Annotated in this window: 10 protein-coding genes; 3 read left to right on the top strand and 7 right to left on the bottom strand. The window is 73.0% G+C overall.

The features are described 5' to 3' along the window. Window positions 1–729 (top strand): methyltransferase domain-containing protein, encoded by a 729-nt coding sequence (locus AB0J55_RS42855; protein ID WP_364262887.1) that lies wholly within the window; start codon window positions 1–3, stop codon window positions 727–729. On the opposite strand, the gene AB0J55_RS42850 is transcribed toward AB0J55_RS42855, so the two are convergent. From AB0J55_RS42850 to AB0J55_RS42840, 3 genes are all read right to left on the bottom strand, one after another. Further along, on the bottom strand, window positions 722–4,027 hold the full coding sequence (locus AB0J55_RS42850; RefSeq protein WP_364262884.1) for an error-prone DNA polymerase: 3,306 nt from the start codon (window positions 4,025–4,027) through the stop codon (window positions 722–724). The genes AB0J55_RS42855 and AB0J55_RS42850 overlap by 8 nt on opposite strands. A gap of 680 nt (window positions 4,028–4,707) precedes the next feature. Continuing rightward, window positions 4,708–6,270: a DNA polymerase Y family protein gene (locus AB0J55_RS42845; protein ID WP_364262988.1), complete on the bottom strand. Its 1,563-nt coding sequence runs from the start codon at window positions 6,268–6,270 to the stop codon at window positions 4,708–4,710. A gap of 802 nt (window positions 6,271–7,072) precedes the next feature. After that, complete coding sequence (locus AB0J55_RS42840; protein WP_364262881.1) at window positions 7,073–7,768, bottom strand: hypothetical protein; 696 nt, start codon at window positions 7,766–7,768, stop codon at window positions 7,073–7,075. A gap of 287 nt (window positions 7,769–8,055) precedes the next feature. On the opposite strand from AB0J55_RS42840, the gene AB0J55_RS42835 reads away from it, so the two are divergent. Together AB0J55_RS42835 and AB0J55_RS42830 are read left to right on the top strand one after the other, a co-directional pair. Beyond that, window positions 8,056–8,544 carry a GNAT family N-acetyltransferase gene (locus tag AB0J55_RS42835; RefSeq protein ID WP_364262878.1) on the top strand — a complete coding sequence of 163 codons (489 nt, stop codon included), beginning with the start codon at window positions 8,056–8,058 and terminating at the stop codon, window positions 8,542–8,544. A gap of 44 nt (window positions 8,545–8,588) precedes the next feature. Continuing rightward, a complete protein-coding gene (locus AB0J55_RS42830) occupies window positions 8,589–9,347 on the top strand; it encodes a hypothetical protein (protein WP_364262875.1) in 759 nt (252 codons plus the stop codon). Here the strand turns inward: AB0J55_RS42830 and AB0J55_RS42825 are convergent. From AB0J55_RS42825 to AB0J55_RS42810, 4 genes are all read right to left on the bottom strand, one after another. Next, window positions 9,344–10,126, bottom strand: a complete 783-nt coding sequence (locus AB0J55_RS42825) for a hypothetical protein (protein ID WP_364262872.1) — start codon at window positions 10,124–10,126, stop codon at window positions 9,344–9,346. The two genes, AB0J55_RS42830 and AB0J55_RS42825, sit on opposite strands and share 4 nt — an antisense overlap. 31 nt (window positions 10,127–10,157) lie before the next feature. Then, the gene (gene purH / locus AB0J55_RS42820; protein ID WP_364262869.1) at window positions 10,158–11,717 is read right to left on the bottom strand and encodes a bifunctional phosphoribosylaminoimidazolecarboxamide formyltransferase/IMP cyclohydrolase; all 1,560 of its coding nucleotides are present in this window, start codon (window positions 11,715–11,717) and stop codon (window positions 10,158–10,160) included. Next, window positions 11,707–12,324, bottom strand: coding sequence for a phosphoribosylglycinamide formyltransferase (gene purN, locus AB0J55_RS42815; RefSeq protein WP_364262866.1), 618 nt, complete (start codon window positions 12,322–12,324; stop codon window positions 11,707–11,709). Before purN ends, purH begins: the two co-directional genes overlap by 11 nt. 77 nt (window positions 12,325–12,401) lie before the next feature. Then, window positions 12,402–13,844, bottom strand: a complete 1,443-nt coding sequence (locus tag AB0J55_RS42810; RefSeq protein ID WP_364262863.1) for a DUF6350 family protein — start codon at window positions 13,842–13,844, stop codon at window positions 12,402–12,404. Window positions 13,845–13,855: the final 11 nt, after the last annotated feature.

Here is a 13,855-nt window from a genome sequence, read left to right as displayed (position 1 = left end):
ATGCCCGACGAGCACTACACCGACGCCGGCCTCGCTTCGCTCTACGACGCGATGAACCCGCGGGAGAGCAGCGGCGACTTCGCGTTCTACCTGCCGATGATCATGGCCGCGGAGTCGGTGCTGGACGTCGGGTGCGGCACCGGTTCCCTGCTGCACTGGGCGCGCGAATCCGGCCACGAAGGACGGCTCGTCGGGCTCGATCCCGCCGAGGGCATGCTCATCCAGGCGCGCCGCCGGGACGACATCGAGTGGGTGCACGGCGATTTGTCGACCGCTTCCTGGGACGGCGAGTTCGATTTCGCGGTGATGACCGGGCATGCGTTCCAGGTGCTGCTGACCGACGACGAGGTGCGGACGGCGTTCTCGGCGGTCCGGCGGGCGCTGAAGCCGGGCGGCCGGTTCGGTTTCGAGACACGCAACCCGGCCGCCCGCGCCTGGGAGCGCTGGACCCCTTCGAACGTCTGGGAAGCCGGGGACGTCCGCTCGTGGAACGACGCCGGGCCGTTCGAGAACGGGTACGTCACCTTCAAGACCACGTACGAAAGCCCGAGCTGGGACGCGCCGCAGTACAGCGAAAGCACGTTGCGCTTCCTCGACGTCCCCTCGCTGAACGGGTTCGCCGAAGAGGCGGGGCTGGTCGTCGACGAGCAGTACGGCTACTGGGACCGCACGCCGGTGACCGACGCGAGCCCCGAAATCGTCACGATCGTGCGGCGTCCCCTCACCTGAAGTCCCGCGACTTCGCCTTGATCCGCATCGGCAGCGCTTCGACGCGGTCGGCGAGGACGCTGACCACGCCGTCGGCCTTCTCCACCACCCCGCGGATCAGCAGCGCCGAGCTGGCGCGCGCGACGCGGTGGTAGCGCTGCCACAGGCCGAGCGTGCAGATCACGTTGACCATCCCCGTTTCGTCCTCGATGTTGAGGAAGGTGACCCCGCCGGCCGTGGCGGGGCGCTGCCGGTGCGTGACCGCGCCGCCGACCAGCACCCGGGCGCCGTCGTCGAGGTCGGCCAGGCCGCTCGCCGGGACGACGCCGAGCTCGTCGAGCCGGTCGCGGATGAACTCGGTCGGGTAGCTGCCGGGCGACACGCCGGTGGCCCAGACGTCGGCCGCCGCGATGTCGAGGCCGTCCATCCCGGGCAGCACCGGCGCCTCCGCGCCGACCAGGCCGGGCAGCTTCTCCGGGCGTTCCCCGGCGACCGCCCCCGCCATCCACAGCGCCTGCCGGCGGTCACCGCCGAAACCGGCGAAGGCACCGGCGGTGGCCAGGGCCTCGATCTGCGGCGTGGTCAGCCGGACCCGGCGGGCGACGTCGGCCAGGTCGCGGTAGTCGCCGTTCTCCTGCCGCTCGGCCACGATCCGCTTCGCCAGGTCTTCGCCGATCTTCCGCACGGTGCCCAGCCCGGTGCGGACGTCGTGGAACTCGCCGGTGCCCGGCTCCAGGGTGGCGTGCGGCAGGCTGCGATTGATGTCCGGGCCGTGCACGGTGACGCCGTGCCGCCGCGCGTCGGCGACCAGCGACTGCGGTGAGTAGAACCCCATCGGCTGCGCCCGCAGCAGGCCCGCCAGGAACGCGTCCGGGTGGTAGAGCTTGAAGTAGGCACTCGAAAAGACCAGGTGCGCGAAGCTCAGCGCGTGGCTCTCCGGGAAGCCGAAGTTCGCGAACGCCTTGAGCTTGCCGAAGATCTTCTGCGCGAGCTCGGCTTCGACGCCGTTCGCGGCGGCGCCGTCGAGGAACCGCTGCCGCAGCCGGTCCATCTTCCGGTCCGACCGCTTCGACCCCATCGCGTGCCGCAGCTGGTCGGCCTCCGCCGCGGTGAAGTTCGCGACGTCCAGCGCGATCTGCATCATCTGCTCCTGGAACAGCGGCACACCCTTGGTCTTGTGCAGCGCCTTCTCCAGCAGCGGGTGGTCGTAGGCCCACTTCTCGCGGCCCTGTTTGCGGCGGATGTACGGGTGCACCGAGCCGCCCTGGATCGGGCCGGGCCGGATCAGGGCGACCTCGACGGCGAGGTCGTAGAACTCGCGGGGCTGCAGCCGCGGCAGCGTCGCCAGCTGGGCACGGCTCTCCACCTGGAAGACGCCGATCGCGTCGGCGCGGCACAGCATGTCGTAGATCTTTTCGTCGGCGAGGTCGAGCTCGGCGAGGTCGACCTTTTCGTTCTTGTACTCCTCGACCAGGTCGATCATGTAGTGCAGCGCCGACAGCATGCCGAGGCCGAGCAGGTCGAACTTGACCAGCCCGGCGGCGGCGCAGTCCTCTTTTTCCCACTGGATCACGCTGCGGTTTTCCATCCGCGCCCACTCGACCGGCACCACCTGGCTGACCGGCTCGGCGCACATGACCATCCCGCCGGAGTGGATGCCGAGGTGCCGCGGGAAGTCCTCGAGCGCGAAGGCGAGCTGCACGACTTCGTCCGGGATGTCGTGGTCGTGGTCCTTTTCGGTGCTGCGCAGCGAACCCCAGCGGTCGATCTGCTTGCTCCAGGCGTCCTGCTGACCCGGCGAGTAGCCGAGGGCGCGGGCGGCGTCACGGACGGCGGAGCGGGCACGGTAGGTGATCACGTTCGCGACCTGGGCGGTTCTCAGCCGGCCGTGTTTGCGGAAGACGTACTGGATGGCCTCTTCGCGGCGGTCGGACTCGATGTCGAGGTCGATGTCGGGATAGCCGTCGCGGTCCGGGGCGAGGAAGCGTTCGAAGAGCAGTTCGTAGGCGACCGAGTCGACTTTGGTGATGCCGAGCGCGTAGCAGACGGCGGAGTTCGCGGCCGAACCGCGGCCCTGGCAGAGGATCTTGTTGTCGTTGCAGAAGCGGACGATGTCCCAGACGATCAGGAAGTAGCCGGGGAAGCCGAGCTCCTCGATGATGGCGAGTTCGTGCTTGATCTGTTCCTTCGCTTTTTCCTCGTGCGGCTTGCCTTTGAAGCGTTCCTTCGCGCCTTCCTCCGTCAGGTGGCGCAGGTAGGTCGTTTCGGTGTAGCCGTCGGGGACGTCGAAGGGCGGCAGCTCGGGGGCGATCAGCTTCAGCGGGAACGCGCATTCCATGCCGAGCAGGGCACTGCGCCGGACCGCACCGGGGTAGCGCCGGAACAGGACGTCCATTTCGGCACCGCTGCGCAGGAACGCCGTCCCGGCGGCCGGCAGCCAGCCTTCGAGTTCGTCGATCCCCCGCCGCGCCCGGATCGCGGCGAGCGCGTCGGCGAGCGGCGCGCGTTCGGGCCGGGCGTAGTGCGCGGCGGTGGTGGCGACGGTCGGCAGCCCGAGTTCGCCGGCGAGCTGCGTGAGGAGGTCGTTGTGGGTGCTGTCCAGGGGCTGGCGGTGGTCGGTGAGCTCGACGTAGACGTTGTCCCGGCCGAAGCGGTCCATGAGGATTTTCAGTTGTTCCGCGGCGGCCGCCGGGCCGTGCGCGACGAGGGCCGAGCGCACCGCGCCTTTGCGGCAGCCCGTCAGCACCACGCACTGCCCGGCGACCTCCTCGGCGACCGCACCGAGGTCGTAGTTCGGCCGTCCCTTTTCGGCCTGGTGGTGGATCTGCCCGGCGGTGACGGCGCGGCAGAGGGCGCGGTAGCCCTGGTCGCCGCGGGCGAGCAGGAGGAGGTGCTCGCCTTCGGGGTCGGGAACGCCGTTCTGCGGGCTCTGGAGCCCGAAGCTGAGTTCGGTCCCGAAGACGGTGTTGACCCCGAGTTCCCGCGCGGCTTCGGCAAACCGCACGACGCCGTACATGCCGTCGTGATCGGTGAGGGCAATGGCGTCCAGCTGCAGGCGCGCGGCCTCTTCGACGAGCTCTTCGGGATGGCTGGCCCCGTCGAGAAAGCTGAAGTTGGAGTGGCAGTGCAGTTCGGCGTAGGGGACGCGGACGGCCTCACCGCCGTCGTCATTGCCGCGCGCGGGGAGGTCGCCGGGCCGGTGGTAGCCCTCGCGACGCCGTCCCCAGGCGGGACTGTCGCCGTGATCACCGGGAGGGAGGCCGCCGGCGAGGGTGCGGGCGAGGTCCTTCCAGCGGACGGGTGGGTTGTTCCAGCCCATTCAGTGGCTCCGGGGCTCATCGGGCCGCAACTCCCCGGCTTCCCGGCGGCGGCGGTGCCAGTTGGAGGGGTGGTTCCAGCGGGACCGCGCTTCGGCCTCGCTCATGCGGCAGCCGTTTTCGCGGGAGGGGCGTGGAAGCGGGAGGGTGATCACCGGGCAGATCCAGTCGTCGTCTTGGGGCTCCGGGAGGTAGCCGCGGACCGTCCAGCTTTCGGGTGGGTTGGGCTGGGGGTCTGGGGTTTCGGGCTTGGGGTGCTGGTCGGGGGTTTGGCTGCCGGGGGTTTCGGCTGTTGGGCGCCTGTCGTGGGCCGGGTGGGCGCCGGACGCCGGGGCTTCAGCCGCCGGGATTCGGTCGCGAGCCACGCGGCTGCCGGGCTTCGGGCTCTCGGCCGCCGGAAGCCGGTCGCGGGCCGGGCGGGCGCCGGGCGCCGGGCTTTGGGCCGCCGGAAGCCGGTCGCGGGCGCTGGGCTCCGGAGCGTCAGCCGTCGGTAGCCGGTCGTGGGCCGGCCGGGCGTCGGGCGCCGGATTTTGGGCTGCCGGAAGTCGGTCGTGGGCCGCGCGGGTGCTGGGCTCCGGGACTTCCCGCAGCCATTCGCGTTGCTCCGCCGTCCCGCGTGGGGTTGCTTGCGGCTCGGCGCGCAGCCAGTTTCGGAGCCGTTGTGCGTAGTCCTCGTCCATGCTCAGTCGTACACTCCCTCGACCGTCCACAGTGGATTTTCCGTGCCCGCGCAGTGCACCAGCACCGCCTCGGGTGGCTCGTCTCCTTCGCCGGCCAGGACCAGCTGCAGCCGCGCGCGGGGCGGGCCCGGCCGCCGCCGGTCGGCTGCCAGGGGCCAAGGGCCGGCCCAGCCCACCACCTCCCGGCCCGCGGCTCCCGCGATGCTGAGCCGCCGCGGGGGCGACGTCACCTGATCGCGAGCCGTGATGCCGACGGCCCGGCCGCCGTCGTCGAAAACCTGCGCCGGCACCGGCCGGTCCAGGACGGTCGCCGGCGATGGGGACGGCAGCCGTCCCGGCCAGGTTGCGTCCGGTGGCGTCGTCCGCTCGCGCGGGTCGCCCCACGGCACCAGCCGGACGCGGCCCGCGGGGTCGCGGCCGCCGTCGAGCACCGGCGTCACCACGCCTTCGGGCCCGAGCAGGCCTTGGACCCGCACGAACGCCCGGGCGGCGCGCTCGTCGGCCTCGTCGGAACCGCCGTTGCGCCACAGGTCGAGCTGCAGGGAACGCCCTTCGACGATCTCCTCGGGTTCCAGCCGCAGCCGCACGACCCCGGACGTCGGCCGCTGCCCCGGCGCGGCGCGCAGCCAGCCTTCGAACTGCCAGCGCACCCGGTCGGCGACCCCGGACGGCGTCAGCGGTTCCGCGCACCGCCACGTGCGGCCGAGGTGTTCACCGTCCTCGGTGACGGCGTGGATGCCGAGCCGGGTGCAGGCGAGACCGTGCCCGGCGAGGCCGGCGCAGAACCGCGCCGCGAGGCCTTTGGCGAGGAACGCGGCGACGTCGACCCGCTCGACAACCGGGTCGAACTCCTCGGTCAGGGTCAGCTCCGGCGGCGGCCGCCGACGCAGCGGGGGCCGTTCGGAGCGTCCGCGCGCCAGCCGGTGGGCTAGGACACCGACGGTCCCGAACCGGTTGACGACATCGCGTTCCGGCAGGGCGGCAAAGGCCCCGAGCGTCTTCAACCCGAGGCGGCGCAGCAGGTCGACGAGCTCCGCGCGGTCAGCACCGGGCTGATCGAGCTCGGTGACGGGCAGCGGCGCGAGGAACTCGGCAACGCACCCGGGTTCGACGAAGGCGCCGAGCCGTGCGGCGAGCGTCGCGGCGAAGAGCCCTTCGGCAACCCCGATCTGACACTCGACTCCGGCGACGGCCGCCACCTCGTCGAGGAGCCGTTCGACGAGGGCGTGTTCCCCACCGAAGTACCCGGCAGCACCGGCAACGGGCACGGCAACGAGTCCGGGCCGCACAACCTCGACCCCGACGACGAGCCCTTCGACAGCCCGCGCGACGGCCTCGAAGAGCCTCGCGTCACGGCCGCCGTCCGCGGCGAAGACGGCCAGCTCCGGACAGTTCGACTGCGCCTCCCGCCGCCGCATCCCGCGCCGCACACCACCCCGCCGCGCGGGGGCGTTGCAGGCAACGACCCGGTTGGCGCTGAAGACGGCAACGGGCTCGCTGACGGCAACACCGCCGACGGCCGCCGCGGAGACGGCGGGCCAGTCCGGGCACCACAGGACGAGCAGGCGGGTGGGGATCTCGGAGGCACCCCGCTGAGCCGGAACGGTCACGCGACCTCCACCGGCAGGGGGTGGCACGTGCACCGGAACGGACGACACGCGCACCCAGGCGGACGACACGCGCACTCGGCTGGACGATACGCGCGCCCGGAGGGGCGGTTCGTGTGATTGGAGGGGCCACACGCGTGATCAGAGGGGCGACACGCGTGATTGGAGGGGCGACACACGCCCTCGAACGACCGGCCCGCAGCCCCGAAGGGGAGGTTCGCGTCCTCGGCGGGTCGGCTCAGGTACCCCGGAAGTCGGTCCGCGCACCCGCAGGGTCGGAGCGCGTACCCGGAGAGTCGGCTCGCGCATCCGGAGAGTCGGCCCGCGTACCCGGAGGGTCGGCTCACGCACCCAGAGAGTCGGTCCGCGCACCCGCAGGCTCGGCTCGCGTGCCGGGAGGGCCGGGGCGTGTATCCGGAGGGTCGGAGCGCGTACCCCGAGGGTCGGGCCGCGTGACTGAAGGGGTGGCCCGCGTGCCCGCAGGGTCGGGGCGCGTACCCGGAGAGTCGGTCCGCGGGAGTGAAGGGGTGGCTCGCGTACCCCGAGGGTCGGGCCGCGTGGCTGAAGGGGTGGCTCGCGTGCCCGCAGGGTCGGGGCGCGTGCCTGGAGGGTCGGCTCGCGCACCCGCAGGGTCGGAGCGCGTGCCGGGAGGGTCGGCTTGTGTGGCTGGAGGGGCGGGGAGCGGGGCTGGAGGGGTGGCCCGTGCGCCGGGAGGGGTGGAGGCCGGTGGGTGGGTGTGTCCTTTGAGGACGGGGGCGGCTCATGCTGTGGCCTCGCGGAGCGAGGGGGTCGGGTGGGCCTGGGTGGCCTTGCCGTCCAGGCCCGGCAGGGCGAGCTCGGCCGTGAGCGGGCGGGCCGCTGCGCCGCGGCCGTGGGCTCGGACCAGGGCCCTGCGCGTCCGCAGGTGACCGTAGCCGTCCGATGGGCCTGACCACGGCTCGCGGCGGCACGACAGCTCCACGTCCGCGCCGGGCCAGGCGCCGGCCGACAGCAGTACCGCGCCCCGGTGCCGCGCCCGGGCCGACAGCCGTCGCGCCACCGAGGGGTGCAGCGTCTCCGCCTGGACCGCCACCAGGTCGACGCCGTCCAGCAACGCCGCCACCACCGCCGGGAGCTCGACTCCCGGCCGTGGGACCAACGCCACCCGGGCGAGGTCGACACCGTACTCGGCCGCCGCCGCCAGCCCCAGCGACGGCAGACCGACCACGGCCGCCCACGAACCCGAATTCGTGGGCGAGGCGAGCAGCGCGAGCAGCAGTGACGTCCCCCCGTGCACTGCCACCGTGCTCCCGCGCCGGAGCCCCCCGCCGGGCAGCAGCCCGGCCAGCGCCGGGACGACCGGGAGCACCCTTCCCGTCGCCCTGGCCCGCTCGGCCTGGGCCGCCACGCGGCTCGCCGTGCTGACCCCGGGCAGGGCCGCCAGCCGGGCCACCGGCGGCTCCACCACAGCGGTCACCGCACGCACCTCCCCACCACGGACTGGGCCGGCGGCCGGGCCTCTCCCAAAACACGACCGACGACTCTCGTTCGCCGCGGGGAAGGCGGCGGTGTTCATGTCGAACACGTGTTCGACATGAACAAGTCAACCGCGAACCCTCCGAGGTGTCAAGTCACCCGATAGCGGGACTGGAAGGCCAGCCGCGAGCCCGCGCCGGCGGCAGCGGAGCGAATCCGGGCGCATGACCGAGCCCCCGCCAAGGTAATGAAGTTGCCCCGGCCGGTGCCGGTCACTAGACAGACGCCGTGGAGCTCACCGACGCCCGGCCCGAAGACGCCCCGGAGCTGCTGGTCCTGCAACGCTGCTGCTGGGTCCAGGAAGCCGTCCTCAACGACACCCTCGACATCCCCGCGCTGCACGAAACCCTCGAGGACGTGCGCGACTGGACGAAGACGTGGTCGGTGTGGGTGCTGCGGCAGGACCACCGGCTGATCGGGGCCGTGCGCGCCCGCCTGGACGGGGACTGCTGGGAGGTCGGCAGACTGATGGTCGCGCCGGACTTCGCCGGGCGCGGGCTCGGACGGCGGCTGCTCGCCCACGCCGAAGGGCAGGCGCCCGCCGAAGCCCGCCGGTTCGCGCTGTTCACCGGTGCGCGCAGCACCCGCAACATCACGATGTACCAGCGCGCCGGTTACCGGCTGACCGACCCGCCCGCAGCCGGCGGCCACATCGCGGGCGCGGTGTACCTGGAGAAAGACGTCACGCTGCGCGAAAAATCCGGTCCGGCCGCCTGACGCTGCGGCGTCGGCTAGATTGCCCCGTGGACTTGGGGGTGACGATGACCGGACCGCGGAGACGGCCGATCCTGTGGGCCGCCGGCGCGCTCGCCGCGGTGGGTGCGGTGGCCGCCGTCGTGCTGACCGCCGGCGGCGGGGTGCCCGGCGCCACGGCCGCGGCCCCCGGGCCCACGACCATCGGCGCGGAGTGGCGTTCGTTCCGCGCCGACGTCACCGGCATCCGCCCCGGCCCCGACGAGCGCAGCCTGTTCGTGCAGGTCGCCCTGCCCGGCAAGGACCCCGGCTGCGTCCGCGAGCCGCGGATCGAGCAGCTCGTGGAGGCGAAGACCGACATCCGCGCCGACGTCGTCTACTCGACCCGGCCCGCGGCCGGTGGCTGTCAGGACAAGGTGCCCGCGGAGCTGCGGCTGACGACGTCGGCCCCGGTCGCCGACCGGACGGTGATCCTCAACTCCGACACCGGCAACGCCTGGCACAAGCTCGGCGCCGGCTGGGGCCACTGCGACCGCCAGGGCACCTGCGCCCCGCCCGCCGACCACTGCGACCCCGCGTGGATCGGCGCGGCGGTGTCCGCCGCGGGCGCCGAAAGCGCGGGCACCCCGCGCGCCTGCGACCCGGCCTGGCTGCTCGTGGACCTCCTGGTGCGCCAGACCGAGCCGCCGTCGCGCACCGCGTTCCGCTGGAGCGACTCGGGGTGGACGTCGTTCGCGCAGACCCGGTCCGCCGGCTGCGCGGACATCCTGGCGGCCGACCGGAAGTTCCCGGTCGCGCTCTGCAAGACGCTGCCCGCGCCCGCCTAGCCCAGCTTCTTGACGATCTCCGCGCCGACGGCCTGCACGGCGGCGTCGGTTTCCTCCTGCGGCATCGGCGAGTTCGAGAAGAACCCCTTGTCCCAGCCGGACACCTCGAGGACGACGACCGTCGTGCCCTTCAGGACGTGCAGTTCGGACCCGCTGAACGCGCTGTCGGTGGCCAGCCGGACCAGCACCGCCTTGTCGCCGATGCCGCGCACGACCGTCGGCGGGATCGGCGGTGCCTTCGGCGTGAACAGGTCGTTCGCCTGCTCGCGCGCGCTCTCGCCGGAGTACCGGGTGATCTGGACGTGCATGGTGGCGTCGCGGACGTTCTCGTCCGGCCCCGGCTTCCAGCTGCAGCCCTGCTGCTTGATGCCCGGCAGGTCCTGGGTGCCCTGGCCGGCCAGCACGAAGCTCGGGAAACCCGCCTTCTCCAGCACCGGCGCCGGAACCTGGCACTCGGCGGGCACCGGCGACGACGACGGCGCCGCGCCGGTGCTCGCGAAGTAGTCGCTCGCGAAGATGCCCAGCGGGATACCCGCGCCGAGCAGCACGACGACGCCGCCGATGACCCCGAGGATCAGCCCGGTCCGCTTCTTCTTCGGCGGCGGAACCGGCGCGCCGTACCCGGCGGGCGGGTACCCCGGCGGCTGGAACCCCGGCGGCTGGAACCCAGGCGGGTATCCGGGCTGCTGCGGGTAGCCCTGCTGCGGCGGGTACCCGGGCTGCTGCTGCGGATAGCCCGGGTACCCCTGCTGACCTTGGCCGTACGGCGGTTGCTGCATCGAGCCCTCCCTCTCGAAGCGAAGCGCGGGGTCAGTGCGCGAAGTGGCGCGTCCCCGTCAGGTACATCGTGACGCCCGCCTTCTCCGCGGCCGCGATGACTTCCGCGTCGCGGACCGAGCCGCCGGGCTGCACGATCGCGCGGACCCCCGCCTCGACCAGCACCTCCAGGCCGTCCGGGAACGGGAAGAACGCGTCCGACGCGCCGACCGAGCCCTTGGCGCGGTCGCCCGCCCTGGCCACCGCGAGCCGCGACGAGTCGACCCGGTTGACCTGGCCCATGCCGACGCCGACGGTCGCGCCGTCCGCGGCGAGCAGGATGGCGTTGGACTTGACCGCGCGCAGCGAGCGCCACGCGAACTCGAGATCGCGCAGGGTCTGCTCGTCGGCCGGGGTCCCGGTGGCCAGCGTCCACGCGGCCGGGTCGTCGCCCGGGGCGTCGATCGCGTCGGCGGTCTGCAGCAGGACGCCGCCGGAGATCGGGCGGAACTCGACCGGGAACGCCGGAGCCGCGGGCAGCTTCAGCAGGCGGATGTTCTTCTTGCGCTGCAGGATTTCGAGGGCTTCGGCGTCGAAGTCCGGGGCCAGCACGACCTCGGTGAAGACTTCGGCGATCTGCTCGGCGGCCTCGCGGCTGACCGGCCGGTTCGTCGCGATGACGCCGCCGTAGGCCGAAACCGGGTCGCACGCGTGGGCCTTGCGGTGCGCCTCGGCGATGTCGGTGCCGACCGCGATGCCGCACGGGTTGGCGTGCTTGATGATCGCGACGGCGGGCTCGGTGAAGTCGAACGCGGCGCGGCGGGCGGCGTCGGTGTCGACGTAGTTGTTGTAGGACATGGCCTTGCCGTGCAGCTGCTCGGCGTGCGCCAGGCCCGGGTTCTGGCTCTTGTACAGCGCGGCCTTCTGGTGCGGGTTCTCGCCGTAGCGCAAGACGTCGGCGCGTTCCCAGGTGGCGCCGAGGAAGTCCGGGAAGCCGGCGTCGTCCGCGGGCGCGTACGCGCTGGCGAACCACGAAGCCACGGCCGTGTCGTACGCCGCCGTGTGCGCGTACGCCCGTGCCGCGAGGCGCTTGCGGTCTTCGAGCTCGAAACCGCCGTCGGCGACGCGCTCGAGCACCCAGCCGTAGCGGGCCGGGTCGACGACGACCGCGACGCTGCCGTGGTTCTTCGCCGCCGCGCGGACCATGGCCGGGCCGCCGATGTCGATGTTCTCGACGCAGTCCTCGGGGCTCGCGCCGGACGCGACCGTCTGCGCGAACGGGTACAGGTTCACGACCAGCAGGTCGAACGCCGCGATGTCGAGCTTGCGCAGCTGCTCGACGTGGTCGGGGTTGCCCTGGTCGGCCAGCAGGCCGGCGTGCACGTTCGGGTGCAGCGTCTTCACGCGGCCGTCCAGCGACTCCGGGAACCCGGTGACCTGCTCGACCGGCGTGACCGGGACACCGGCGTCGGCGATGGCCTTCGCCGTCCCGCCGGTGGAGACGATCTCGACGCCGGCCGCGTGCAGGCCGGTCGCGAGGTCCAGGAGGCCCGCCTTGTCCGAGACGCCGATCAGCGCCCGGCGGACCGGACGCCGTCCCAGGTCAGTGCTCACGAAATGTCACCTTTCGTCCGTCCACGGTGCAGCCACCGCGGCCGAGTCGCTCGATCGTTTCCACCAGCAGCCTGCGTTCGACGGCCTTGATCCGTTCGTGCAGGACGTTTTCGTCGTCGTCGCTCTCCACGACGACCGCCTCCTGGGCGATGATCGGCCCGGTGTCGACCCCGGCGTCGGCGAAGTGCACGGTCGAGCCGGTGACCTTGACGCCGGCTTCGAGGGCGTCGCGGACCGCGTGCATCCCGGGGAAGGAAGGCAGCAGCGCCGGGTGCGTGTTGATCACCGTGAAGCGGCCGAGGAACTGCTCGCCGAGGATTTTCATGAACCCGGCCGAAACGACCAGGTCGGGCCGGTACGCCGCGACGGCCTCGGTCAGCGCCTTGTCCCACGCGGCGCGGTCGGGGTGGTCGGCGACGCGGACGGTGAACGCCGGGATGCTCAGCCGCTCGGCGCGGGTGAGGGCTTCGATGCCGGTGCGGTCGGCGCCGACGGCGACCACCTTGGCCGGGAAGCCGGACCGCCCGGTGGCGTCCAGCACCGCCTGCAGGAGGGTGCCGGAGCCCGACGCGAGCACGACGAGCTTCACCGGGGTGGGCAGCTCCAACCGTTGAGACAGAGCGGGCTCCTTGCCGCGGGCGGTGCGCAGCCGGGCGCACGGCGCTTCACCAGGACACCTAAACCCTAACGGTCGCCCTCGCCCGGCTCGACGTCGCCGCAGGTCTCGGTGCCTCCGGTCACAGCGTCGCCGGTTCCGGGCGGGTCGTCGAGGCCCAGTTCGGCGTCGGCTTCGGCTTCGAATTCGGCGTCCTCGGCGGAAAACTGCTCGTCCTCTTCGGACGCTTGAGCCGCTTCGAGCTCCTCGACGGCTTCGAACGCTTCTTCGGTGTCGACGTCGTCGGCGTCCTGGAACGCCTCGTTGTCTTCGAGCGCTTCGGGCGGCGGCGCGGGCGGCTCGTGCTCACCCGCGAAGAAGGCGACGAACGAACCCGGGATGACGATCCAGCAGAAGGCGACCACCGAAGCGACGCCGACCGGGACGCTCACCGGGTCGAACGGGCCGTCGCCGAGCCGCCCACCGGACAGCGTGCCCAGCACGACGCAGCCGAGCGCGACGACGGCACCGGCGACCGCGACCGCGCGGATGCGCTGCGCGGGTTCGGCGTCGGCCTTGCGCAGCGTCCAGCCGGCCAGCGCACCGGCCGCCGCGGGCAGCACCAGCAGCGCCGGCCACCAGCCGGCGTGGTGCTCGGGCAGGCCGCCGAGCAGCGGAACGCCGGGCACGGCGCCCCCGCGGTAGCCGAACATGCCGACGTCCAGTGCACCGATCGAGAACCCGGGCCCGGTGACGAACGACAGCGCGGCGGCGACGGCGTTCGGCAGGTACAGCACCGAAAGCAGGAAGAGCCCGAAGCTGGTGCCGAAACCGGGCTCGTAGACGTCGGCCACCGTCTTCCACGACACCGCGGTCACGACGGTGAACACGGCCGCACCGCAGGCCACCAGGGCGGCCAGGCTCAGCGCGCCGGTCCGCAGGCCGCGCAGCGCCAGCGGGTCGAGGCGCTCCTCGACGACGTCCGGCAGCCCGCACGACCGCGCGATGCCCGCGCACGACGCCGCCGCGGCCAGCAGGCCCGGCACGACGAAGACGGCCACCGGGTTCGCCGTCACCGGTGAGCCCTGGGCGAAGAGGGCCACGACGAGCCCGAACAGCGCGTGCGCGCCGGTGATCGTGATCAGGACCGGCAGCGCTTCGCGGAACGACCGGCAGCCGAGGCGGCGGGCGGTACCGGACGCCGTCCGCGCGGCCAGCGCGACCACGCCCAGCGTCGGCAGCAGCGGCAGCATCCCGAGTGGGTGACCCCCGATGGCGACGCGCACCTGGTGCGCGGCGAGCCAGCCGGGCCCGGCGGCCAGCAGCACGCCGGTGTCGGAGAAGACGGCGCGGCCGGCGGTGAGCGCGATCAGGGCGAGCACGGCCGCGACCGCGGTGTAGCCGGTGACCAGCGGGCCGAGGGCCGCGGCGAGCAACACCCGCACCCGCGCGGGCCGGGAGGGCGCGACGCCGGGTCCGGGGTCGCTCACCGGCTCCTCGGGGGCGTCGGTGAGCAGGTCCATGGTGCGCACCCTGACATCCC

The organism is Amycolatopsis sp. NPDC049688 (assembly GCF_040674975.1).
Lineage (GTDB): Bacteria > Actinomycetota > Actinomycetes > Mycobacteriales > Pseudonocardiaceae > Amycolatopsis.
Note: the sequence above shows the minus strand (reverse complement) of the source record. Positions and strands in the feature narration are given on the sequence as shown.